25 protein-coding genes are annotated in these 22,249 nt (G+C 66.0%); 21 read left to right on the top strand and 4 right to left on the bottom strand.

The annotated features are described in order from the left end of the window. Positions 1 to 128 precede the first annotated feature (128 nt). From ndk to J2W23_RS06895, 17 genes are all read left to right on the top strand, one after another. Positions 129 to 554, top strand: coding sequence for a nucleoside-diphosphate kinase (gene ndk, locus J2W23_RS06975; RefSeq protein WP_013542117.1), 426 nt, complete (start codon positions 129 to 131; stop codon positions 552 to 554). A 21-nt stretch (positions 555 to 575) separates the two neighbouring features. Further along, complete coding sequence (rlmN, locus tag J2W23_RS06970) at positions 576 to 1,730, top strand: 23S rRNA (adenine(2503)-C(2))-methyltransferase RlmN (protein WP_176656783.1); 1,155 nt, start codon at positions 576 to 578, stop codon at positions 1,728 to 1,730. 4 nt (positions 1,731 to 1,734) lie between these two features. Then, positions 1,735 to 2,589, top strand: coding sequence for a type IV pilus biogenesis/stability protein PilW (gene pilW / locus J2W23_RS06965; protein WP_307648180.1), 855 nt, complete (start codon positions 1,735 to 1,737; stop codon positions 2,587 to 2,589). After that, positions 2,582 to 3,532 carry a helix-turn-helix domain-containing protein gene (locus tag J2W23_RS06960; RefSeq protein WP_307648179.1) on the top strand — a complete coding sequence of 317 codons (951 nt, stop codon included), beginning with the start codon at positions 2,582 to 2,584 and terminating at the stop codon, positions 3,530 to 3,532. The genes pilW and J2W23_RS06960 overlap by 8 nt, the downstream gene beginning before the upstream one ends. Continuing rightward, positions 3,529 to 4,809 carry a flavodoxin-dependent (E)-4-hydroxy-3-methylbut-2-enyl-diphosphate synthase gene (gene ispG, locus J2W23_RS06955; RefSeq protein WP_176656786.1) on the top strand — a complete coding sequence of 427 codons (1,281 nt, stop codon included), beginning with the start codon at positions 3,529 to 3,531 and terminating at the stop codon, positions 4,807 to 4,809. Before J2W23_RS06960 ends, ispG begins: the two co-directional genes overlap by 4 nt. 12 nt (positions 4,810 to 4,821) lie before the next feature. Next, positions 4,822 to 6,159, top strand: coding sequence for a histidine--tRNA ligase (gene hisS / locus J2W23_RS06950; RefSeq protein ID WP_307648178.1), 1,338 nt, complete (start codon positions 4,822 to 4,824; stop codon positions 6,157 to 6,159). Positions 6,160 to 6,238: 79 nt separating this feature from the next. Continuing rightward, on the top strand, positions 6,239 to 6,931 hold the full coding sequence (locus J2W23_RS06945) for a YfgM family protein (protein ID WP_307648177.1): 693 nt from the start codon (positions 6,239 to 6,241) through the stop codon (positions 6,929 to 6,931). A 7-nt stretch (positions 6,932 to 6,938) separates the two neighbouring features. After that, a complete protein-coding gene (gene bamB, locus J2W23_RS06940) occupies positions 6,939 to 8,081 on the top strand; it encodes an outer membrane protein assembly factor BamB (protein ID WP_176656789.1) in 1,143 nt (380 codons plus the stop codon). Between the two features lie 60 nt (positions 8,082 to 8,141). Continuing rightward, entirely contained in the window at positions 8,142 to 9,485 is a 1,344-nt protein-coding gene (gene der, locus J2W23_RS06935) for a ribosome biogenesis GTPase Der (protein WP_013542109.1), read from the top strand. Positions 9,486 to 9,659: 174 nt separating this feature from the next. Then, positions 9,660 to 9,905 carry an RNA chaperone Hfq gene (hfq, locus tag J2W23_RS06930; protein WP_012747311.1) on the top strand — a complete coding sequence of 82 codons (246 nt, stop codon included), beginning with the start codon at positions 9,660 to 9,662 and terminating at the stop codon, positions 9,903 to 9,905. A 57-nt stretch (positions 9,906 to 9,962) separates the two neighbouring features. After that, on the top strand, positions 9,963 to 11,132 hold the full coding sequence (gene hflX / locus J2W23_RS06925) for a GTPase HflX (RefSeq protein WP_307648176.1): 1,170 nt from the start codon (positions 9,963 to 9,965) through the stop codon (positions 11,130 to 11,132). A 74-nt stretch (positions 11,133 to 11,206) separates the two neighbouring features. Next, positions 11,207 to 12,577, top strand: coding sequence for an FtsH protease activity modulator HflK (hflK, locus tag J2W23_RS06920; RefSeq protein WP_307648175.1), 1,371 nt, complete (start codon positions 11,207 to 11,209; stop codon positions 12,575 to 12,577). 17 nt (positions 12,578 to 12,594) lie between these two features. Continuing rightward, on the top strand, positions 12,595 to 13,494 hold the full coding sequence (gene hflC, locus J2W23_RS06915; RefSeq protein WP_013542106.1) for a protease modulator HflC: 900 nt from the start codon (positions 12,595 to 12,597) through the stop codon (positions 13,492 to 13,494). Positions 13,495 to 13,509: 15 nt separating this feature from the next. Further along, positions 13,510 to 13,698 carry a DUF2065 domain-containing protein gene (locus J2W23_RS06910; protein ID WP_013542105.1) on the top strand — a complete coding sequence of 63 codons (189 nt, stop codon included), beginning with the start codon at positions 13,510 to 13,512 and terminating at the stop codon, positions 13,696 to 13,698. 310 nt (positions 13,699 to 14,008) lie between these two features. Beyond that, positions 14,009 to 15,169, top strand: a complete 1,161-nt coding sequence (locus tag J2W23_RS06905) for an ATP phosphoribosyltransferase regulatory subunit (protein WP_307648174.1) — start codon at positions 14,009 to 14,011, stop codon at positions 15,167 to 15,169. Positions 15,170 to 15,191: 22 nt separating this feature from the next. Continuing rightward, positions 15,192 to 16,523, top strand: a complete 1,332-nt coding sequence (locus J2W23_RS06900) for an adenylosuccinate synthase (RefSeq protein ID WP_176656793.1) — start codon at positions 15,192 to 15,194, stop codon at positions 16,521 to 16,523. Between the two features lie 16 nt (positions 16,524 to 16,539). Beyond that, entirely contained in the window at positions 16,540 to 17,064 is a 525-nt protein-coding gene (locus tag J2W23_RS06895) for a phosphoribosyltransferase (RefSeq protein ID WP_013542102.1), read from the top strand. Here J2W23_RS06895 and J2W23_RS06890 read toward each other — a convergent pair whose 3' ends face one another. The 3 genes from J2W23_RS06890 to J2W23_RS06880 form a co-directional block, all read right to left on the bottom strand. Then, positions 17,065 to 17,529: a VOC family protein gene (locus tag J2W23_RS06890; protein ID WP_176656794.1), complete on the bottom strand. Its 465-nt coding sequence runs from the start codon at positions 17,527 to 17,529 to the stop codon at positions 17,065 to 17,067. It abuts the gene before it with no gap. Between the two features lie 63 nt (positions 17,530 to 17,592). Then, entirely contained in the window at positions 17,593 to 18,459 is an 867-nt protein-coding gene (locus J2W23_RS06885; RefSeq protein ID WP_307648173.1) for a helix-turn-helix domain-containing protein, read from the bottom strand. Positions 18,460 to 18,523: 64 nt separating this feature from the next. Next, on the bottom strand, positions 18,524 to 18,643 hold the full coding sequence (locus J2W23_RS06880; protein ID WP_307648499.1) for a DUF5713 family protein: 120 nt from the start codon (positions 18,641 to 18,643) through the stop codon (positions 18,524 to 18,526). 6 nt (positions 18,644 to 18,649) lie between these two features. Between J2W23_RS06880 and J2W23_RS06875 the strand changes: the two genes are divergently transcribed. Further along, complete coding sequence (locus J2W23_RS06875; protein WP_307648172.1) at positions 18,650 to 19,843, top strand: PLP-dependent transferase; 1,194 nt, start codon at positions 18,650 to 18,652, stop codon at positions 19,841 to 19,843. A gap of 169 nt (positions 19,844 to 20,012) precedes the next feature. Beyond that, positions 20,013 to 20,216, top strand: a complete 204-nt coding sequence (locus J2W23_RS06870; RefSeq protein ID WP_055796387.1) for a hypothetical protein — start codon at positions 20,013 to 20,015, stop codon at positions 20,214 to 20,216. 77 nt (positions 20,217 to 20,293) lie between these two features. Here J2W23_RS06870 and J2W23_RS06865 read toward each other — a convergent pair whose 3' ends face one another. Continuing rightward, positions 20,294 to 20,926 (bottom strand): arylesterase, encoded by a 633-nt coding sequence (locus J2W23_RS06865; RefSeq protein ID WP_307648171.1) that lies wholly within the window; start codon positions 20,924 to 20,926, stop codon positions 20,294 to 20,296. 36 nt (positions 20,927 to 20,962) lie between these two features. Here J2W23_RS06865 and J2W23_RS06860 point away from each other — a divergent pair, with 36 nt between their 5' ends. Both J2W23_RS06860 and J2W23_RS06855 read left to right on the top strand, forming a co-directional pair. Continuing rightward, the gene (locus J2W23_RS06860) at positions 20,963 to 21,685 is read left to right on the top strand and encodes an ABC transporter ATP-binding protein (protein ID WP_307648170.1); all 723 of its coding nucleotides are present in this window, start codon (positions 20,963 to 20,965) and stop codon (positions 21,683 to 21,685) included. A 56-nt stretch (positions 21,686 to 21,741) separates the two neighbouring features. Beyond that, positions 21,742 to 22,248, top strand: coding sequence for a ribosomal protein L7/L12 (locus J2W23_RS06855; protein WP_176656799.1), 507 nt, complete (start codon positions 21,742 to 21,744; stop codon positions 22,246 to 22,248). Position 22,249 lies beyond the last annotated feature (1 nt).

The following is a 22,249-nucleotide window of genomic DNA, read 5'->3' as shown; positions in this document are numbered from 1 at the left end:
TCGCGGGGTTTTCACCAATCCCGAAGGCCGCGCCGGTTAAAATCAGAGGCTTTGTCGACTCGTGACGAAACAAATTCGTTGCAGTTGTGACAAAACACTTCAAAATCAAAGCTGCAGGAAGCATTTCAATGGCTATCGAACGTACCCTTTCCATCATCAAGCCCGACGCCGTCGCCAAGAACGTCATCGGCAAGATCGTTTCCCGCTTCGAAGCTGCCGGCCTCAAGATCGTCGCCGCCAAGCTGGTGCATCTGTCGCGCAACGAAGCCGAACAGTTCTACTCGGTCCACAAGGAGCGTCCCTTCTTCAAGGACCTGGTCGAGTTCATGATCTCGGGCCCCGTGTTCGTGCAAGTGCTCGAAGGCGAAAACGCCATCGCCAAGAACCGTGACCTGATGGGCGCCACCGACCCCAAGAAGGCAGCCGCCGGCACCATCCGCGCCGACTTCGCCGACAGCATCGACGCCAACGCCGTGCACGGTTCGGACGCCCCTGAAACCGCCGCGAACGAAGTCTCGTTCTTCTTCGCCGGCCTCAACGTCTACGCACGCTGAGGCTGTCTGCCGATCGATTCCATGACCACGGCCAACCTGCTCGACTTCGATCTCGAGGGGCTGGCCGCGTTCTGCGAAAAACTCGGCGAGAAGCGTTTCCGCGCCACGCAGCTGTTCCGCTGGATCCACCAGCGTGGCGCCAGCGACTTCACCCAGATGACCGATCTGGCCAAGTCGCTGCGCGAGAAACTCGCGACCACCGCGCGCGTGGAGGCCTTGCCGGTCCTCACGCAGCACGAATCCAAGGACGGCACGATCAAGTGGCTGTTCGACGTCGGCGACGGCAATGCCGTCGAAGCCGTATTCATTCCCGAGGACGACCGCGGCACGCTGTGCGTGTCGTCCCAGGCCGGCTGCGCCGTCGGTTGCCGCTTTTGCTCGACCGGGCATCAGGGCTTCAGCCGCAACCTCAGCACGGGCGAAATCGTTGCCCAGCTCTGGTTTGCCGAACACTTTCTGCGCAAGCATCTGAAACGCGATGATCGCGTCATCTCCAACGTGGTGATGATGGGCATGGGCGAGCCGCTGCAGAACTACACCGCGCTGGTGCCTGCCTTGCGCACCATGCTCGACGACAACGCCTACGGCCTGTCGCGCCGGCGCGTCACGGTGTCGACCTCCGGCGTCGTGCCGATGATCGATCGCCTGGGCACCGATTGCGCCGTGGCCATGGCCGTTTCGCTGCACGCTCCCAACGATGCACTGCGCGACGACCTCGTGCCGCTCAACCGCAAGTACCCGATTGCCGAATTGCTCGAGGCCTGCAAGCGCTACCTCGAACATGCGCCGCGCGACTTCATCACCTTCGAGTACTGCATGCTCGACGGCGTGAACGACCAGCCCGAGCATGCGCGCCAGCTGGTCGAGCTCGTGCGCAAGCACGACGTTTCGTGCAAGTTCAACCTGATTCCGTTCAATCCGTTTCCCGCCTCGGGTCTCTTGCGTTCGCCGCAGCCGCGCGTGCTGGCATTCGCCCGGACTCTGAGCGAGGCGGGCCTCGTGACCACCGTGCGCAAGACGCGCGGCGACGACATCGATGCCGCCTGCGGGCAACTCGCCGGCGACGTCAAGGACCGCACCCGCGCCGCCGAGCGCATGGCCCAACGCCGTGCAACCGAACGTCCCGTTGTCTTGCACCCGAAGCGCAAGGCACCCACCGTCTCCCAGGAGCATTGAACCGATGAGCAAGGCCTTTCCGATGATCACCGCGAGCACGCAGCGCATGCTGGCTGCAAGCCTTGCCGGTGTCGCCGTGGCGTTTCTGCTCGCGGGCTGCGTCAACACGCGGACCACAACCACCAGCTTGGCCGACACCAGCTCGGGCAAGGGCACCGAGATCGTCACCGAGTCCGACGAGACCAACCGCCAGCGCCGCGCGCGCCTGCGCATGGAACTGGCGGCTGGCTACTTCGAGCACGGCCAGACCACCGTGGCGCTCGACGAGATCAAGCAGGCGCTCGTGGCCGACCCCAACTACGCAGACGCCTACAACCTGCGCGGCCTCGTCTACATGCGCCTGGAGGATGCCGGTCTTGCCGAAGACAGCTTCCGCCGCGCGATCGCCATCAACCCGCGCGATCCCAACACCCGCCACAACTATGGCTGGCTCCTGTGCCAGCAGAACCGCTTTGGCGACGCGGCGCAGCAGTTCACTGAAGCGCTCGCCGTGCCCAGCTACGCCGACCGTGCCAAGACGCTCATGACGCAGGGCGTCTGCGAGCTCAAGGCCGGGCTGCGTCCGCAGGCGGAGCGCAGCCTGATGCAGGCCTACGAGATCGACGCCGGCAATCCGGTGGTCGGCTTCAACCTGGCGTCGGTGCTGGCGCAGCGCGAGGAGTGGCAGCGCGCGCAGTTCTACATTCGCCGCGTCAACAACAGTCCCTCGGCCAGTGCCGAGACGCTGTGGCTTGGCATCAAGATCGAACGGAAGCTCAACAACCGCGAGGCCATCGCGCAGTTGGGAGGCCAACTGCAACGCCGCTTCCCTCAATCGCGGGAGGCATCAGCGTACGAGCGCGGGAATTTCAATGACTGAACGGGTTTCGGAGTTCGGCACTTCCGCGGCACTGCCGCTCGAGGAAGGCGACATCACGCAAAAGACGGCCGGCGACCTGCTGCGCGAAGCGCGCGAGGCGCACGGACTGCACATCGAAATGGTCGCGGCCGCACTCAAGGTGCCGCCGCAGAAGCTCGCGGCGCTCGAGGCGGACGACATCGATTCGCTGCCCGACCCGGTCTTCGCACGCGCCCTGGCCAGCAGCGTTTGCCGGGCCCTGCGCATCGACCCGGCGCCCGTGCTCGCCAAGCTGCCGAGCACCCAGCACAGGGCGCTGGCCGTGGCCGACCGCACCCTGAAGACCAATATCGTCTCCGGCACGCCGCGCTGGAACGGCGGACGCTCCAGTGTGCTGCCGTCGCGGCCTCTGCTGATGGTGGTCGTGCTGCTGCTGATCGGCGCAGGCGCGCTGTTCTGGCTGCCGCAGTCGGTCTTTGACCAGATCGACGCCTCGGTGTCGCGTCTCACGTCGCGCAGCGCGCCTGATGCGGCTTCGATGGGGGAGGCGCCTGCAGCCGGATCGAACCTGGGCACGCCGGGTGTTGTGGCTGAAAACGTTCCCGTGCAAGCGGTTGCGCCCACAGGGCCGGCAGGCGACGCGCCCGCCGCGGCTGCCAATGCGAATCCCGCCGCCCCTGCAGCCGTCGCGCCTGCCGCAGCGGCATCTCCTGTCAGCAGCAGCCAGCAACTGGTTTTCGTGGCACGCGAAGAGTGCTGGATCACCGTGACCGAAGCGGGCGGCAAGCAGTTGCTGCGTCGCAGTCTCCAGGCCGGCGAGACCGTCGGCCTGTCCGGCACGTTGCCGCTCTCGGTGGTGGTGGGGCGTGCCTCGGCCGTGGATGTGCAGGTCAGCGGCAAGCCCTACGATCTGAAGCCCGTTACCCGCGGTGGCGGCGTAGCGCGCTTCGAGGTGAAATCGTGACCGATTGCACACCCCAACCCATTGAATCGGCGGCGCCCAAGGCCCGCCGCTCCCGTCAGGCCAGCGTGGTCTGGGGCCCGCGTGTCGTCACGGTGGGCGGCGATGCGCCGGTGCGCGTGCAGTCGATGACCAACACCGACACGGTCGATGCCATCGGCACCGCGATCCAGGTCAAGGAACTCGCCATTGCGGGCTCCGAGATGGTCCGCATCACGGTCAACACGCCCGAGGCCGCGGCCCAGGTGCCATACATCCGCGAGCAGCTCGACCGCATGGGCATCGACGTGCCGCTGATCGGCGACTTCCACTACAACGGCCACCGCCTGCTCACCGACTATCCGGCCTGCGCCGAGGCGCTGAGCAAGTACCGCATCAACCCCGGCAACGTGGGCAAGGGCGACAAGAAGGACAAGCAGTTCGGCCAGATGATCGACGCCGCGATGCGCTGGAACAAGCCGGTGCGCATCGGCGTGAACTGGGGCAGTCTCGACCAGGAACTGCTCGCCAGCTTGATGGACACGAACAGCCAGCGCGCCGAGCCCTGGGATGCCAAGCAGGTGATGTACGAGGCGCTGATCACCTCGGCCATCGAATCCGCCAAGCTCGCCGAATCGATGGGCATGGCCGGCAACCAGGTCATCCTGTCGTGCAAGGTGAGCGGCGTGCAGGACCTGATCTCGGTCTACCGCGAACTTGCGAAGCGCTGCGACAACCCGCTGCACCTGGGCTTGACCGAAGCCGGCATGGGCACCAAGGGCACGGTGGCGTCGGCCACGGCGCTGTCGATCCTGCTGCAGGAGGGCATCGGCGACACGATTCGTGTGTCGCTCACGCCGCAACCGGGCGAGTCGCGCACGCAGGAAGTGCTGATCGCCAACGAAATCCTCCAGGCCCTGGGCCTGCGCGTGTTCGTGCCCAGCGTCACGGCCTGTCCCGGCTGCGGCCGCACCACGAGCACCACCTTCCAGGAACTGGCCAAGCAGATCGACGATTACCTGCGCTTGCAGATGCCGGTCTGGCGCAAGAAATATCCGGGTGTCGAGACGATGAAGGTGGCCGTCATGGGCTGTATCGTCAACGGCCCCGGCGAGAGCAAGCACGCCGACATCGGCATCAGCCTGCCCGGCACCGGCGAGGCGCCTGCCGCGCCGGTCTTCATCGACGGCGAAAAGGCCCTCACGCTGCGCGGCGACAATATCGCCAACGAGTTCCACCAGCTCGTCGAAACCTACATCGAAAAGCGCTTCGGCCAGCCCCAGGCTGCCGACGTCGCCTGACCACTTTCTCCCATGGCTGACAAGATCAATGCCGTCAAAGGCATGAACGACATATTGCCGGCGAGCGTGCCGCGCACCGACCGCTTGCCCGATTCGGCCTTGTGGTCGTGGTTCGAGCAAACGGTGCGCAGGCTGCTGGCCCGTTATGGCTACCAGTACATGCTGACCCCGGTGGTCGAGCCGACTGCGCTCTTCGTACGCGGGCTGGGCGAGGTGACCGACATCGTCGAGAAGGAGATGTACTCCTTCACCGACTCGATGAACGGTGACAAGTTGACGCTGCGCCCCGAGGCCACCGCCGGCATCGTGCGGGCCATGGTCGAGCACAACGCGCTCTACAACGGCCCGCTGCGCCTATGGACGATGGGCCCGATGTTCCGGCACGAGCGCCCGCAGAAGGGCCGCTACCGCCAGTTCCACCAACTCGACGTCGAGGCGCTGGGCTTTGCCGGGCCCGATGTGGACGCCGAACTGATCCTCATGGTGCGCGCGCTGTGGCGCGAACTCGGCCTCCTCGAGGGCCAGCACGTGCGGCTCGAGATCAACAGTCTCGGCCAGCCGGCTGAGCGCCAGGCCCACCGCGAGGCGCTGATCCGCCACTTCGAGGCGCATGCCGGGCTGCTCGATGCCGATGCACAGCGCCGTCTGCACAGCAATCCGCTGCGCATCCTCGACACGAAGAACCCCGCCATGCAGGCGATGGTCGAGGCTGCGCCCCAGCTGATGGATTTTCTTGGCGAGGAATCGCGTGCTCACTTCGATGCGGTGCGCGCGGTTCTCGATGCAGCCGGCCTTGCCTACCGCGTCAACCCTCGCTTGGTGCGTGGCATGGACTACTACAACCTGACCGTATTCGAATGGGTCACCGACCAGCTCGGATCGCAAGGTACGGTCTGCGGAGGAGGGCGCTATGACGGCCTGATCGGCCAGATGGGCGGCAAGCCCGCGCCGGCGGTGGGCTTCGGCCTCGGCATCGAGCGTCTGCTGCTCTTGATCCAGGAACTCGGCCTGCCGGTGCCAGGCACGGCGCCCGCTGCGTACGCCATCGTGCCTTCGGCTGCGGTGCTGCCGCAGGCGATGGTGGTGCTGGAGAAATTGCGCGCGGCCGGCGTCGCCGTGGTGCAGCACGCGGGCGGGGGCAACATGAAGGCCCAGTTCAAAAAAGCCGATGCGAGCGGAGCACGCTTTGCGCTGGTCTTCGGCGAGGATGAGCTTGCCCGCGGCGAAGTCACGGTGAAATCCCTGCGCGACGGCAGCGGCTCTCAAGTGGCCCGTTCGCTTGCGGATGTGGCCGCTTGGGCGGCCACCCTACAATTGCCGGCTCCCGGGGAATCATCGGACCGTTCCTGAATCCTTAAGCCTCATGGAGGCACAGGGCGCGCAACCCGGCGCACTACGGCTTTCGAGTCCTTCCAACCACTGACAGCGCATGGCAACCCATCTCGACCTTGAAGAACAGGAACAGCTCGACCAGCTCAAGCATTTCTGGAATACCTACGGCACCCTGATCACCTGGGTCGTGCTGCTTGTCGCCGGCGCCTTCGTGGCCTGGAACGGCTGGCAGTACTTCCAGCGCAACAAGGCAGCCCAGGCCGCGGCCCTTTACGACGAGGTCGAGCGCAGCACGCAGTCCGGCGACGTCGAGCGCATCCAGCGTGTGCTGGGCGACATGAAGGAACGCTTCGCCGGCACCGCTTATGCGCAGCAGGCAGGCCTCCTGGCCGCCAAGACGCTGTACGAAAAGGGCAAGGTCGAGGAATCGCGTGCCGCGCTGGGCTGGGTGGCGCAGAGCGCCGTCGATCCGGGCTACCAGGCCATTGCGAAGCTGCGGCTCGCGGCCGAGCTGCTCGACGGCAAGTCGTACGACGAAGCCTTGAAGCAACTCGACGGCAACGTGCCCAAGGAGTTCGAACCACTGGTGGCCGACCGCAAGGGCGACATCTACATGGCACAGGGCAAGCGCGACCTGGCGCAGGCCGAGTACCGCAAGGCCTGGACAGGCCTTGGCGCAACCTCCGATTACCGCCGCCTGGTGGAGATCAAGCTGAACGCGGTCGGTGTCGACCCGAAGAGCCTGGCGCCAACCATCACTGTCACACCTGCAGCCCCCAAAACTCCCTGATCGCATCATGAATTTCAAGCGTCTCATGTCTGAATCGGGCGCCCTGCGCGCAGGTTCCGCTCTTGTTCTGGTAGCGCTGCTGGCCGCCTGTTCCGGCACCAGCAAGCCGAAGCCGGCCGAGCTGCCTGCCAACCCCGCCTTGCTCGGCGTGCGCCAGGCCTGGAGCGTGAAGATTCCGGAAGTGAGCTTCCCGCTCACCGCCGACGTCAGCGGCGACATCGTGACCGTGGCCGGCAACGACGGCACCGTGGTGGCCATCGATGCCCGTGCCGGCCGTGAAACCTGGCGTGCAAGCGCTGGCGCGACGCTGGCGGCAGGCGTCGGCAGCGACGGCTCGATGGCTGCGGTCGTCACCACCAACAACGAGCTCGTCGCCATCGAAGGCGGCAAGGTCCTGTGGAAGCAGAAGCTGGCGGCGCAGGCCTTCACCGCACCGTTGGTCGCAGGCCGCCGCGTGTTCGTGCAGACCGCCGACCGCAGCATCAGCGCCTGGGATGGCCAGAGCGGCCGCCGCCTCTGGCTGCAGCAGCGCCCCGGTGAAAACCTCGTGCTGCGCAAGTCGGGCGTGCTGATCGCCGTGGGCGACACCTTGGTCGCGGGCATCGGCGGCCGGCTGGTCGGCATCAACCCGGCCAATGGCACCTCGCGCTGGGAGTCGCCCATCGCGGCGCCGCGCGGCACCAACGACGTGGAGCGCCTGGTCGACCTGACCGGCAGCGTGAGCCGCTTCGGGGACAGCGTTTGCGCGCGGGCCTACTACGCCAGCGTCGGTTGCGTCGAGACGCAGCGCGGTGCGCTGGTCTGGAGCAAGCCCGCCTCGGGTGCGGATGGCGTCACCGGTGACGAAGGCTTTGTCTACGGCACCGAATCCGATGGCAGCGTCACGGCCTGGCGCCGCGGCGACGGCGAGCGCGCCTGGCAAATGACCCGCTTCAAGAACCGTGTACTGACCTCGCCGCTCGCGGTGGGTCGCTCGCTGATCATCGGCGAGGACACCGGCTCGCTGCATTTCGTTTCGCGCGAAGACGGCGCGCTGCTCAATCGTGTCACGCCCGATGGCTCCGCCATCACCGTTGCGCCGGTCCTGGCCGGCAACACGGTCGTGGTCGTGACTGCCAAGGGCGGCGTGTTTGGCTATCGCCCTGACTAATTTCTTCTTTTCCAACTCTCAAGGCCCGACCATGAAAACCGCGCCATCGAAAGGCCGGCCATGAAGCCGGTCGTGGCCCTGGTCGGCCGTCCCAACGTCGGCAAGTCGACGCTCTTCAACCGCCTGACCCAGACGCGCGACGCCATCGTCGCCGACTACGCTGGCCTCACGCGCGACCGCCACTACGGCAATGGCCGCCTGGGCAAGCACGAGTTCATCGTGATCGACACCGGCGGCTTCGAGCCTGATGCCGGCAGCGGCATCTACAAGGAAATGGCCAAGCAGACGCGACAGGCCGTGGCCGAGGCCGATGTGGTGATCTTCGTGGTCGATGCCCGCGAAGGCCTCTCGGCACAAGACCACGACATCGCCAACGAACTGCGCCGGTTGGGCAAGCCCTGCGTGCTGGCGGCCAACAAGGCCGAAGGCATGCACGACGGCACCAAGCTTGTCGACTTCTACGAACTGGGCTTTGGCGACGTGCACGGTGTGTCCGCTGCGCACGGGCAGGGCATGCGCGACCTGGTCGAACTGGCCCTTGAGCCGCTGAACCTGCCGGACCCGGACGACGAGACCGACGAAGACGACGTCAACAAGCCCATCAAGCTGGCGGTGGCTGGACGGCCCAACGTCGGCAAGTCCACGCTCATCAACACCTGGCTCGGCGAAGAGCGCCTGGTGGCCTTCGACATGCCGGGCACCACGCGCGACGCCATCTCGGTGCCGTTCGAGCGCAACGGCCAGCGTTTCGAGTTGATCGACACCGCAGGCCTGCGCCGCAAGGGCAAGGTGTTCGAGGCGATCGAGAAGTTCTCGGTGGTCAAGACGCTGCAGGCCATCGAGTCCGCCAACGTCGTGCTGCTGCTGCTCGATGCCACGCAGGGCGTGACCGATCAGGACGCGCACATTGCGGGCTACATCCTCGAAAGCGGCCGCGCGGTGGTGATCGCCATCAACAAGTGGGACGCGGTCGACAGCTACCAGCGCGAGCAGATCCAACGGCAGATCGAGACCCGGCTGCCGTTCCTGAAATTCGCGTCATTGCATTTCATCTCGGCCATCAAGCGCCAGGGGCTGGGTCCGGTGTGGCAAGCCATTGCGCAGGCCCACAAGTCGGCGACGCGAAAAATGTCGACGCCGGTATTGACCCGGCTCTTGCTGGAAGCGGTGCAATTCCAGGCGCCCCAGCGCGGCGGCATGTTCCGGCCCAAGCTTCGGTATGCGCACCAGGGCGGCATGAATCCGCCGGTGATCATCATTCACGGCAATTCCCTGGAGCACGTGACCGACGCGTACAAGCGATTCCTGGAAGGGCGCTTCCGCAAGGAATTCGACTTGGTGGGCACACCCTTGCGGATCCAGTTCAAAAGCTCGCAAAATCCCTTTGCGGACAAGGACAGCTGAATTGCGTTCGGGATGCTTGGCCGCCGATGGCAGCCGATGAGTTGCAGCTGGAACGGAAGTTCCGTCTTTTGAGAACCGTTATTTTCTCAAGGCTTTTGACTCCGATTGCTGCAGCGCAGAAACCCTGTGTTAAGGTCATCTCTCCAACAACTACTCTTGAACACGGAGAATATCGTGAGCAATAAAGGGCAACTTCTGCAAGACCCGTTTCTGAACACCCTGCGTCGCGAGCATGTGCCGGTCTCCATTTATTTGGTGAACGGTATCAAGCTGCAGGGCCAGATCGAGTCTTTTGACCAATACGTCGTGCTGCTCCGCAACACAGTGACGCAAATGGTCTACAAGCACGCCATTTCCACCATCGTGCCGGGTCGTGCCGTCAACTTCTCGGCTGCCGAGAACGACGACGCCGCAGCCTGATCGCGCGGAGCGCGGCGGAGCCCCCTCCGTCGCGCTTTTTCCATTTTCTGATTCCGCTTGTCTGAACTGATCCACCGCCAGGAAGGCGCCGCCGTTCTCGTCGGCGTCGACTTTGGGCTGCCCCATTTCGACAGCGAACTCGAGGAACTCGGCCTGCTCGCGCAGACCGCGGGCCTCACGCCTGTCGCCCGACTCACCTGTAAACGCAAGGCGCCCGATGCGGCGTTGTTCGTGGGCAGTGGCAAGGCCGACGAGATCAAGGAACTCGCCGCCATGCACCAGGCGAGCGAAGTCATCTTCGACCAGTCCTTGAGCCCGGCACAGCAGCGCAATCTCGAGCGCCAGCTCGACGTCGCTGTCTACGACCGCACTTTCCTCATTCTCGAAATCTTCGCCCAGCGCGCGCGTTCGCATGAAGGCAAGCTGCAGGTGGAGCTCGCTCGCCTGCAGTACCTCAGCACGCGGCTGGTTCGCCGCTGGTCCCACCTGGAGCGCCAGACCGGCGGTGCAGGCGTGCGCGGCGGCCCCGGTGAGAAGCAGATCGAGCTCGACCGCCGGATGATCAGCGAGTCAATCAAGCGCACGCGTGAGCGTCTGGCCAAGGTGCAGAAGCAGCGCGGCACGCAACGCAGGCAGCGGGAGCGCCGCGAGACCTTCAACATCTCGCTCGTGGGCTACACCAACGCGGGCAAGTCGTCGCTCTTCAATGCGCTCGTGAAGGCACGCGCCTACGCGGCCGACCAGCTCTTCGCGACGCTCGACACGACCACCCGCAACCTCTACCTCGGCGATGCGAAGCGCCAGGTGTCGATCTCCGACACCGTCGGATTCATCCGCGACCTGCCGCACGGTCTTGTCGATGCGTTCAAGGCCACCTTGCAGGAGGCGGTCGATGCCGATCTGCTGCTGCATGTGATCGATGCCTCCAACCCCCATTACCCCGAGCAGATGGCCGAGGTGCAGAGCGTCCTGCGCGAGATCGGCGCGGACGCCGTTCCGCAACTGTTGGTGTTCAACAAGCTCGATGCTCTTGAAAGCACGCAACGTCCGCTGCATCTGCATGACGAGATGGAAATCGACGGCGTTCAGGTTCCCCGCATCTTTCTCAGTGCCAGAAGCGGCGAGGGCGTGCCGTTGCTGCGTGCCGAACTGGCGCGGCAATCGGGCTCCGCAGCCGATACGATGACCCCTGCGGACGACACTGAATTGCACGATGCCGCCCTTTGATTGGGCACAATCCCGCCACTGACAAGAGAACGAAGCGAATGAATGCAAAGCCAGCGCGGAGAGGGTTTTTGGGCATGTTCAACCTGAACGATGGCCGATGGGGTCGCGGCGACGAGCCGTCGTCCTCCAACGGCGATCGCCCAGCCGGCAACCGCCCGCCCGATGCCGATCCACCGGGCGCACCGACGCCCCCGCCTTCGGGCAACAACAACGGCAATCGTCCCCGCGGCCAGGGTCCCAACCAGGGCCCACCCGACCTCGATGAACTCTGGCGCGACCTCAATCGCAAGCTTGGAGGTTTCTTCGGCGGTGGCAAGGGTGGCGGCAACCGTCCCAGCGGCAACAACGGCGGCGGTGGCGGCAACGGCTACAGGCCCGATATGAAAAACGCAGGATTCGGCCTCGGCCTGGTGGCTGCCGTGGCGATCCTGATCTGGCTCGGCACCGGCTTCTTCATCGTGAACGAAGGCCAGCAGGCGGTGGTCACGCAGTTCGGCCGCTACAAGTCGACCGTGAACGCCGGCTTCAACTGGCGTCTGCCGTACCCGATCCAGCGCCACGAAGTGGTGGTGACCACGCAGATCCGTTCCACCGACGTGGGCCGCGACGCCATCGTGCGTTCCACGGGCCTGCGCGAATCGGCGATGCTGACCGAAGACGAGAACATCGTCGAAATCAAGTTCGCCGTGCAATACCGCCTGAGCGATGCGCGTGCCTGGCTCTACGAGAGCAAGTCGCCGTCCGAAACCATCGTGCAGGTGGCCGAGAGCTCGGTGCGCGAGGTCGTCGGCAAGATGAAGATGGACGCCGCGCTCGCCGAAGAGCGCGACCAGATCGCCCCGCGCGTTCGCGCGCTGATGCAGACCATCCTCGACCGCTACAAGATCGGTGTCGAAGTCGTCGGCATCAATCTGCAGCAGGGCGGCGTTCGTCCCCCCGAACAGGTGCAGGCTGCGTTCGACGACGTGCTCAAGGCCGGCCAGGAACGCGAGCGCACCAAGAACGATGCGCAGGCCTACGCCAACAACGTGGTGCCGCTCGCCACCGGTACGGCGTCGCGCCTGAAGGAAGAATCCGAGGCCTACAAGGCGCGCATCGTCGCGCAGGCCCAGGGTGACGCCGGCCGCTTCAGCGCGGTGCTGGCCGAGTACCAGAAGGCGCCGCAGGTCACCCGCGACCGCATGTACACCGACGCCATGCAGCAGATCTACGCCAGCACGACCAAGGTGCTCGTCGATACCAAGCAAGGCTCCAACCTGCTGTACCTGCCTCTCGACAAGCTCATGCAGATGAGCGGCAACAGTGCCGCGGCAACACCCGTCGATGCCGCCAGCCCGAGCGTCGCCGGCACCGCGCCAGCCCAGTCATCGGTGATTCCGGTGGCACCGCCCACGGGCGAGAGCCGTGGACGCGATGGCCGTTCGCGTGACCGTGACGTGCGTTGATAAAGGCCAAGAAGAACATGAACAGAATCGGATTCATCGCCTCGTCGATCCTCGTCTTGCTCGTGCTGCTGAGCTCGACCCTTTTCGTGGTCGACCAGCGCCAGTTCGGCGTGGTCTACGCCCTCGGCCAGATCAAGAGCGTCATCACCGAGCCCGGCCTCAACTTCAAGTTGCCGCCGCCGTTCCAGAACGTGTCGTACATCGACAAGCGCCTCCTGACGCTGTCGAGCATCGACACCGAGCCCATGCTCACGGCTGAAAAGCAGCGCGTGGTGATCGATTGGTACGTGCGCTGGCGCATCAGCGATCCGCAGGCCTACATCCGCAACGTCGGTCTCGACGAGAACGCGGGTGCCATGCAGCTGAACCGCGTGGTGCGCAATGCGTTCCAGGAAAACATCAACAAGCGCACCGTGCGCGACCTGATCTCGGTGCGTCGCGAAGCCTTGATGGCCGATGTGCAGCGCGAAGTGCTGGCCGTGGTGAAGGGCAGCAAGCCCTGGGGCGTCGATGTGGTCGACGTGCGCATCACACGCGTGGACTACGTGGAAGCGATCACCGAATCGGTCTACCGCCGCATGGAAGCCGAGCGCAAGCGCGTGGCCAACGAACTGCGTTCGACCGGTACGGCCGAAGGCGAAAAGATCCGCGCCGACGCCGACCGCCAGCGCGAAGTGATCGTGGCGAACGCCTACCGCGATGCCCAGAAGATCAAGGGCGAGGGCGACGCACAAGCCGCCTCCGCATACAGTGAGGCCTTCGGCCGCGATCCGCAGTTCGCGCAGTTCTATCGCAGCCTCGAGGCCTACAAGCAGAGCTTCAACAAGAAGAGCGACGTGCTGGTGGTCGACCCGTCGTCCGACTTCTTCCGTGCCATGCAGGGCTCCGGCTCCGCGGGCAACGCACCCCGCCGCTGATCCGTTTCAGGTTCAGTGAGCGCCGAGACCTTCTGGAGCGCGCTGGCGCTCGTCCTGGTGATCGAAGGCATCCTGCCCTTCGTGTCACCGGGAGGTTGGCGGCGCGGCTTCGGGCAGCTGATGCAGCTGCGCGACGGTCAGCTCCGTTTCTTCGGTCTTTGCAGCATCTTGCTGGGCTTGGTACTACTTTGGGTTTTGGCTTAGGGTCTGGCGCCAATTGAACGCCTGCGCGATACCCTGCTGCGCGGTGCAGTGCAAGGTGCCCTGAGTGCCGCATAGCACAGCTACGCAAGCGAAGGGCAACGCCGCAATGCGTCGCGCAGCAGGGTCTCCCTCCGGGCTGGCCCCGCCATACGGCGTGTGCTTTGGCGGCTGGCTTGCCCATGGGTGGCCATGGGCAAGCCACCCTTCGCACCCCCACCGCATGGCGGGACCAGCGCGCAGGCGTTCAATTGGCGCCAGACCCTGGGCGCGGTCCCGGTAGAATCCCGGTTTAACCACGCCCCCGATCCCCATGTCCGCCTGGGTCCTCCCGGATCACATTGCCGATGTGCTGCCTTCCGAGGCGCGCCACATCGAAGAACTTCGACGCCAGCTGCTCGATACCGCCCGTGGCTATGGCTACGAGTTGGTGATGCCGCCGCTGCTCGAGCACCTCGAGTCGCTGCTTTCGGGCACCGGCGAGGCGCTCGACCTCCAAACCTTCAAGCTCGTCGACCAGCTCTCCGGCCGCAGCATGGGCCTTCGCGCCGACACCACCCCCCAGGTGGCGCGCATCGATGCCCACCTGCTGAACCGCGACGGTGTGGCGCGGCTTTGCTATTGCGGCCCGGTGCTCCACACCCGGCCCGACCGCCCGCATGCCACCCGCGAGCCGCTGCAGTTCGGCGCCGAGATCTACGGCCACGCCGGTCTCGAAGCCGACACTGAAACGCTGCTGCTGGCACTCGACTGCCTCGACGCCGCCGGCCTGCGCGACGGTGTGATCGTCGACCTGGCCGATGCCCGTATCGTTCGCGCGCTGTTCGCCGGCGTGCCGGTCGATGCCGCCGCACTCGCCCGCGTGCATGCCGCGCTGGCCGCCAAGGATGCGAGCGAGCTGCATTTGCTCACCAAGGATTTCCCGGCCGCTTCACGCGACGGGCTGCGCGCGCTGGTTCAGTTGTACGGCGACGCGTCGGTGCTCGATGAGGCGGCCCAAGCCCTGAAGGGAACGCCGGCCGTGGCCGCCGCCCTGGCCGACCTGAAGCAACTCGCCGCCGGCCTGAACGGCTCGGCCGGGCGCCAGATCAGCTTCGACCTGGCCGACCTGCGCGGCTATGCCTACTACAGCGGCATGCGCTTCGGCATCTACGTGCCGGGGGCCGCAGATTCGCTGGTGCGTGGCGGCCGCTACGACGAGGTGGGCGCCGTGTTCGGCCGCAACCGTCCGGCCGTCGGCTTCAGCCTCGACGTGCGCGAACTGGTCGGCGTGCTGCCGGCACGCCCGCTGCGCGCTGCCATCCGCGCGCCCTGGAGCGATGCGGCTGGGCTGCGCCAGGCCATCGCCCAACTGCGCAAGGCCGGTGAAACGGTTGTCTGTGTGCTGCCGGGACACGGCAGCGAAATCGATGAATTCCATTGCGACCGCGAGCTCGTCGAGCAAGCTGGCCAATGGAATGTCCGAGCGATCTGAATTTTTAAGCAATGGAACGAGCATGAGCGTAACCACCGGAAGAAACGTGGTCGTCGTCGGCACCCAGTGGGGCGATGAGGGCAAAGGCAAGCTGGTCGACTGGCTGACCGAAAGCGCCCAGGGCGTGGTCCGCTTCCAGGGCGGCCACAACGCGGGCCACACGCTGGTCATCAACGGCGTGAAGACCGCCTTGCATCTGATCCCGAGCGGCATCATGCGGCCCGGCGTCAAGTGCTACATCGGCAACGGCGTGGTTCTGTCGGCCGCCAAGCTCTTCGAGGAAATCGAAGGCCTGGAGAAGGCCGGCGTCGAAGTGCGCTCGCGCCTGCGCATCAGCGAGGCATGCCCGCTGATCCTGCCGTTCCACGCCGCGCTGGACATCGCGCGCGAGGCCTACCGCGAGAAGGGCGGCGTCGAGAAGATCGGCACCACCGGCCGCGGCATCGGCCCGGCGTACGAAGACAAGATCGCCCGCCGCGCGCTGCGCGTGCAGGACCTCAAGCACCCCGATCGCTTCGCCACCAAGCTGCGCGTGCTGCTCGACCTGCACAACCATGTGCTGACGCAGGTGCTGGGCGCGCCGGCCGTCGATTTCGATGCCGTGTTCGACGAAGCCATGCGCCACGCCGTGCTGCTCAAGCCGATGATGGCCGATGTGTCGCGCGAGCTGAACGACGCCAACAAGGCCGGCGCCAACCTGTTGTTCGAAGGCGCGCAGGGCACCCTGCTCGACGTGGACCACGGCACCTACCCGTACGTCACCTCCAGCAACTGCGTGGCCGGCAATGCCGCCGCGGGTTCGGGCGTCGGCCCGGGCATGCTGCACTACATCCTGGGTATCACGAAGGCCTACTGCACGCGCGTTGGCGGCGGTCCGTTCCCCACCGAACTCGACTGGGCCACGCCCGGCACCCCCGGCTATCACATGAGCACCGTGGGTGCCGAAAAAGGCGTGACCACCGGCCGCAGCCGCCGTTGCGGCTGGTTCGACGCCGCGCTGCTCAAGCGCTCGGCGCAGGTCAATGGTCTGTCGGGCCTGTGCATCACCAAGCTCGACGTGCTGGACGGTCTCGAAAAGCTCGAGCTGTGCACCGGCTACGAACTCGACGGCGAAACCACCGACATCCTGCCGATGGGCGCGGATGAAATCGAGCGCTGCACCCCGATCTACGAAACCCTCGAAGGCTGGACCGAAAGTACGGTCGGCGTCACGCAGTACGACAAGCTGCCGGTCAATGCGCGCCTCTACCTGCAGCGCATCGAGCAGATCACCGGCGTGCCGATCCACATGGTTTCCACGAGCCCGGATCGCGACCACACGATCATGATGCGTCACCCCTACCTGGCCGATTGAAGAGGAACCCGAACCCATGTTGACCGAAGACGGCAAACATCTCTACGTCAGCTACGACGAGTACCACAACCTGATCGAGAAGCTCGCGATCAAGGTGCACCAGTCGGGCTGGGAGTTCGACACCATCCTGTGCCTCGCGCGCGGCGGCATGCGGCCGGGCGACGTGCTCTCGCGCATCTTCGACAAGCCGTTGGCGATCATGTCGACCAGCTCTTACCGCGCCGATGCCGGCACGGTGCAGGGCCACCTGGACATCGCCCGCTTCATCACCACGCCCAAGGGCGAGATCGCCGGCAAGGTGCTGCTGGTGGACGACCTGGCCGACTCTGGCCACACGCTGCATGCCGTGATGGACATGCTGCGCAACAACTACAAGCCGATCACCGAGCTGCGCAGCGCGGTGATCTGGACCAAGGCGCTGTCGACCTTCACGCCCGATTACTCGGTCGAGTACCTGGCGACCAACCCCTGGATCCACCAGCCCTTCGAGGGCTACGACTCGCTCGGCGCCGAGAAGCTGCTGGAGAAGTGGTCGGTCTGATCAGGTCTTGCACGACCCGTCGCCGGAAGTGAGCATCGCGGTGTAGCGCCGCTGCATTTCTTCCGGCGTCAGTTTTTCGATGCTGTGGCCCACGTTCCAGCGGTGGCCGAAGGGGTCGCGAAACACCCCAGAGCGCTCACCGTAGAACTGGTCCTGCGGCGCCATGTCCAGCGTTGCGCCGGCCGCCACGGCCCGCGCGACCACCGCATCCGCATCGTCCACGTGCAGGTGCAGCGTCACCGCGCTGCCGCCCAGCGTCTTGGCGCTGCGGATGTTGTACTCGGCGAACTCGTCCGAAATCATCAGGATCGCGCCGTTGTGGAAGTCCAGTTCCGCGTGGCCGATGCGCCCGCTGGGCTCGGTGAGGCGAAAAATTTCCTTCACTTCGAACACCTCGCAATAGAAGTCGATGGCCGCGCCGGCATCGTCGACACAGAGGTACGGAAACAGTTCGTGGATCGCCATGATGGTTGCCTTTCGAGAAGAGGAAAGCCGTTGTCGTGGCGCCGATTCTGGGCCGCCACGCCGCTAGCGTCTTGAACGAATTTGACCTGTGACCGTGCCCGCGGGCACATGCCGCGGCGACGTGGCCCCGGTCCGACGCCAGGCCTGCGGCGACATGCCTGCCAGCGCGGAGAACTCGCGGCTCAGGTGCGCCTGGTCGCTGTAGCCGGCAGTCAGCGCAATCTCGGCCCAGCTTTGCGTGGGGTCGCCTGCCAGCGCCAGCGCGCGGTCGAAGCGCATCACGCGTGCGTACTCCTTGGGGCTGAGGCCGATCGCGCCGCGAAAGAGCGCGATGAAGCGGCGGTGGCTGTAGCCGCTGCGCGTCACCAGCCCGGTGATCGAAGGGTTCTCGTGGGCCAGCGGTCCGAGTGTTGCGGCGATGGCCGGATGCAGCCCATGCAGGCCGGCGCCGAGCGAGTCGATGACACGCTGGGCGAGCAGGGCTTCGAAGACGTTCAGCTGTCTTTCGAGGTCGCCCGCAGCGTGAACCTGTTCGAGCGCGGCCTCGGTCTGCCGCGCGCCCCAGAGCGCGTCGAGCGGCGTGTGCTGGCCGGCCAATGCGTCCTCGGGCGCGCCGAGCAGGGCGCGGGCGGCGCCGGGCTGAAGCTGTGCGCCGACGGAGCGTGCGGCCACCGAGACGTCGCGCATGTAGGAGGCGGCGCGCGCGCCGCCGACGATCGCGTAGCCGCAGGTCTGGCCGCGTGCATCACCGGGACCGCCGAATAGTTTCAGCGGAGGGCCCGACAGGCGGAACACCAGATGCATCCCGCCGGTGGGCAGCACATGCTCGCGCGCGCCCGGCCGTTCGGTCGGCGTGCCTTCGGGTGCCGAGGCCCACAGCAGCTTGATGAATGGCTGCAGATGGGGAGGAGGGCAGCGCGTCAGTTGCATGCCGCGAACCCCGGTTGGAACAGGCTGTGGCCCATTGGGCGATTGTGCGATGGCCCCGCCGGGCTTACCAGTCACGCGTGGCGATCACGTCCTCGATGTCCACATCGACGAACCCATAGGTCCTGACGATGGTATCGAAGTCCGCGCCAATGGCTTCGCGCGCATGTGACGGGCGCGCTAGCATCGGCACATGAGCAAGCCTTCGACGACCCTGATCCACCATCCCTATACCCCGCCGGCCACCTTCGCCGCGCCGCAGCCCGGCGTGTTCAAGGCATCGACCGTCTTTTTTGCCGACGTGGCCGCCATGCGGGCGCGCGACTGGAAGACCAAGGCCGGCTACACCTACGGCCTGCACGGCACGCCGACCACGTTCACGCTCGAGGAGCGCCTGGCCACGCTCGAAGGCGGCACCGAATGCCTGCTGGTGCCTAGCGGCCTGGCGGCCATCTCGCTGGTCTCGTTCGCGTTCCTCAAGACCGGCGACGAGGTGCTGATCCCCGACAACGCCTACGGCCCCAACAAGGCGCTGGCCACGGGCGAGCTCGCCAACTTCGGCATCACCCACCGCCTGTACGACGCGATGAACCCTGCCGACCTGGAGGCCAAGATCTCGCACCGCACGCGGCTGGTGTGGGTCGAGGCGGCGGGCTCGGTCACGATGGAGTTTCCGAACCTGCCCGCGCTCGTGGACGTCTGCCGCGCGCGCGGCGTGGTGACGGCGTTGGACAACACCTGGGGCGCGGGCCTTGCCTTCGCACCCTTCGACTTCAACGGCACGGGGCAGGGCGTGGACATCTCGGTGCATGCGCTCACCAAGTACCCCAGCGGCGGCGGCGACGTGCTGATGGGCAGCGTGGTCACCAACGACGAGCGGCTGCACCGCGCGCTCAAGCTCGCGCACATGCGCATCGGCTTCGGCGCCGGCGTGGGCGACGTGGAGACCCTGCTGCGCTCGCTGCCGAGCATCGGCCTGCGCTATGCGGCGCACGACCGCGCGGCGCGTGAACTGGCCGGTTGGCTCAACGGCTGCGAGGAGATCGTGCAGGTGCTGCACCCCGCGCTCGAAGATTCGCCCGGCCACGCCAACTGGCGCGCGCTCTGCGGGGCCACCGACCTGGCCGCGGGCCTGTTCTCGGTGGTGTTCGACGAGCGCTACAGCACCGAGCAGGTCGACCGTTTCTGCGACAGCCTGAAGCTCTTCCGCCTCGGCTATTCGTGGGGCGGGCCGATCAGCCTGGTGGTGCCCTACGACATCGGCCTGATGCGCGACGCGAGCGTGGCGCGCTGGCCCTACAAGGGCACGCTGGTGCGCTTCTCGATCGGGCTGGAAGACGTCGACGACCTGCGCGCCGACTTGCAGCAGGCACTGGTGCAGATGTAGGACCCGCTGCGCGCACTTGGCGACCTGGTTCATGCCCCAGCGCTACCTCGGTTTGCAAGGTGTGTTCGAGTTCGAAACCGCACCCGGCGCCACGCCTTGAGACTGCACCGTTATCGCTTACAGTAGGCGACGCACAGTCACCGTGACTGTCTCGCCTCAAGGAGAAGCAGTGGCAACACCAAATTACGGCTACGAGAAGCGCCAGAAAGAGCTGGCCAAGAAGAAGAAAAAGGAAGAAAAGCTTCGGGAAAAGGCGAATCGCAAACTCAGCCCGAGCAGCGACGGACTGGCTCCCGGAGACCCGGAAACCGACGTGGCATCGCTCGAACGCGATCCCCCCACGGTGCCCGAGTTGCCCACCAAGAACGGTTGATCCGCTCCTGGCGTTCCCATCGAAAAAGCCGCCGCAGGCCTCTGCCTGCGGCGGCTTTTTTTCGGCCGCACCGCGGGTTACTTCGGCAGCAGCTTGCGCAGTTCGGGCCAGACGTTGTCGAGCAACTGCGGTTGCGCCACGGCCGTCGGATGGATGCGGTCGGCCTGGAACAGCGACATCGCGTTCGGCGCATCGGCCACGCCCTTGAGCAGGAAAGGCACGAGCGCCGACTTGGTCGCGCTGGCCACCTTGGAGAACACCGCCTCGAAGCGCCGCGTGTAGTCGCCGCCGTAGTTCGGCGGCACCTGGATGCCGACGATCAGCACCTTCGCGCCGGCGGCCTGCGCGGCCTTGGTGATCTGCAGCAGGTTGCTCTCGGTGTCCGAGAGCGGGAGGCCGCGCAGCGCGTCGTTGGCACCGAGTTCCAGCACCACGTGGCTGGGCTTGTGCTGCGCGAGCAGGGCCGGGAAGCGGGCGCGTCCGCCGGAGCTGGTGTCGCCGCTGATGCTGGCATTGACCACGGTGGCCGCGATCTTCTGCTGGGCAAGCCTTTTTTCCAGCAAGGGTACCCAGCCTTCGCCGCGCTTCAAGCCGTACTCTGCGCTCAGCGAATCGCCCAGCACCAGGATGACCGGCTTGCCGGTCGTGGACGTCTGGGCCTGCGCTGCGGCCGTCCATGCCCCCGCGCTGCCTAGCGCGGCGGTGGTCAAGATAAAGTCACGTCGATTCAAAACCAAAGCCTTTCCATGTCCCAACCCCCGTCTGATGCCATTGTCGCCGTCGAGCATGTCTTCAAGTCCGTCACCGATTCGACCGGCACGCTGGACATTCTGCAGGACATCCATTTCACCCTCGGCGCGCGGGAAACCGCCGCCATCGTCGGCGCCTCGGGCTCCGGCAAGAGCACCTTGCTGTCGATCATCGCGGGGCTCGATACGCCCACGCGCGGCACGGTCAAGCTTGCGGGCGACGACATCTTCGCCATCGACGAGGACGAACGTGCCGCCCTGCGCGCCCAGCGCGTGGGCTTCGTGTTCCAGAGCTTCCAGCTGCTGGGCAACCTGAGCGCACTCGAAAACGTGATGCTGCCGCTGGAGCTGGCCAACCGCAAGGACGCGCGCAAGGCGGCCACCGAGATGCTCGGCCGCGTCGGCCTCGGCCAGCGCCTGGGCCACTACCCCAAGGTGCTCTCGGGCGGCGAGCAGCAGCGCGTGGCGCTGGCGCGGGCCTTCGTGGTCCAGCCGGCCCTGCTCCTGGCCGACGAACCCACCGGCAGCCTCGACTTCGCGACCGGCGAGCAGGTGATGAAGCTGATGTTCGACCTCAACCGCGAACTCGGCACGACGCTGGTGCTGGTCACCCACGACCGCGGCATTGCATCGCGTTGCGAGCGCCGCATCACCATCGAGGCCGGGCGCGTGTCGCTCAACGAGAAAACGCCCGTCTCGACGGTCGAGCAGGCGGCCTGAACGTCGAAGAAGGCACGGCGAAGAACCCGCGACCACAACAAACCGAGGAGAGGTCCATGGACAAGCAGCTTCCACCCGAAGCCGTTGCCGCACTGCAGCGCGGCAGCCTGATCGAGGCGATCAAGATCGTGCGCGACAAGACCGGCCTGGACCTCAAGTCGGCCAAGGAAGCCGTCGAGCGCTACGCCAACGGCGAAGGCGCGCCGGCCGACTGGCAGGAGGGCGACTGGGGCCGCGGCGAACCCGAGGGCGCGGGCATGCAGGGCAACGGGCCTGCGGCGGTGCCGTCGGCCGCTCTCACGGCCCTGGCGAAGGGCAACAAGATCGAGGCCATCCGCCTCACGCGCGAAGCCACGGGCCTCGGGCTGGCCGAGGCCAAGCAGCTGGTCGAGAACCACCAGAACCCGGCTGCCGGCGATTTCGGGCATTTGCCGTCGGGCATTCCGACGAACCCGATGGCCGAGCCGGGGCGGGTGTCGCAAGGGGGCTCGAAGTTGCTGCCCATCGTCATCGTCGTCTTGGTCGTGGTGCTGGCCTGGCTGTATTTCGCGAAGGGCGCCTGAA

This window comes from Variovorax boronicumulans (genome assembly GCF_030812215.1).
GTDB lineage: Bacteria > Pseudomonadota > Gammaproteobacteria > Burkholderiales > Burkholderiaceae_C > Variovorax > Variovorax boronicumulans_C.
The sequence above is the reverse complement of the archived record's forward strand: the minus strand, read 5'-3'. Positions and strand labels throughout refer to the sequence as shown.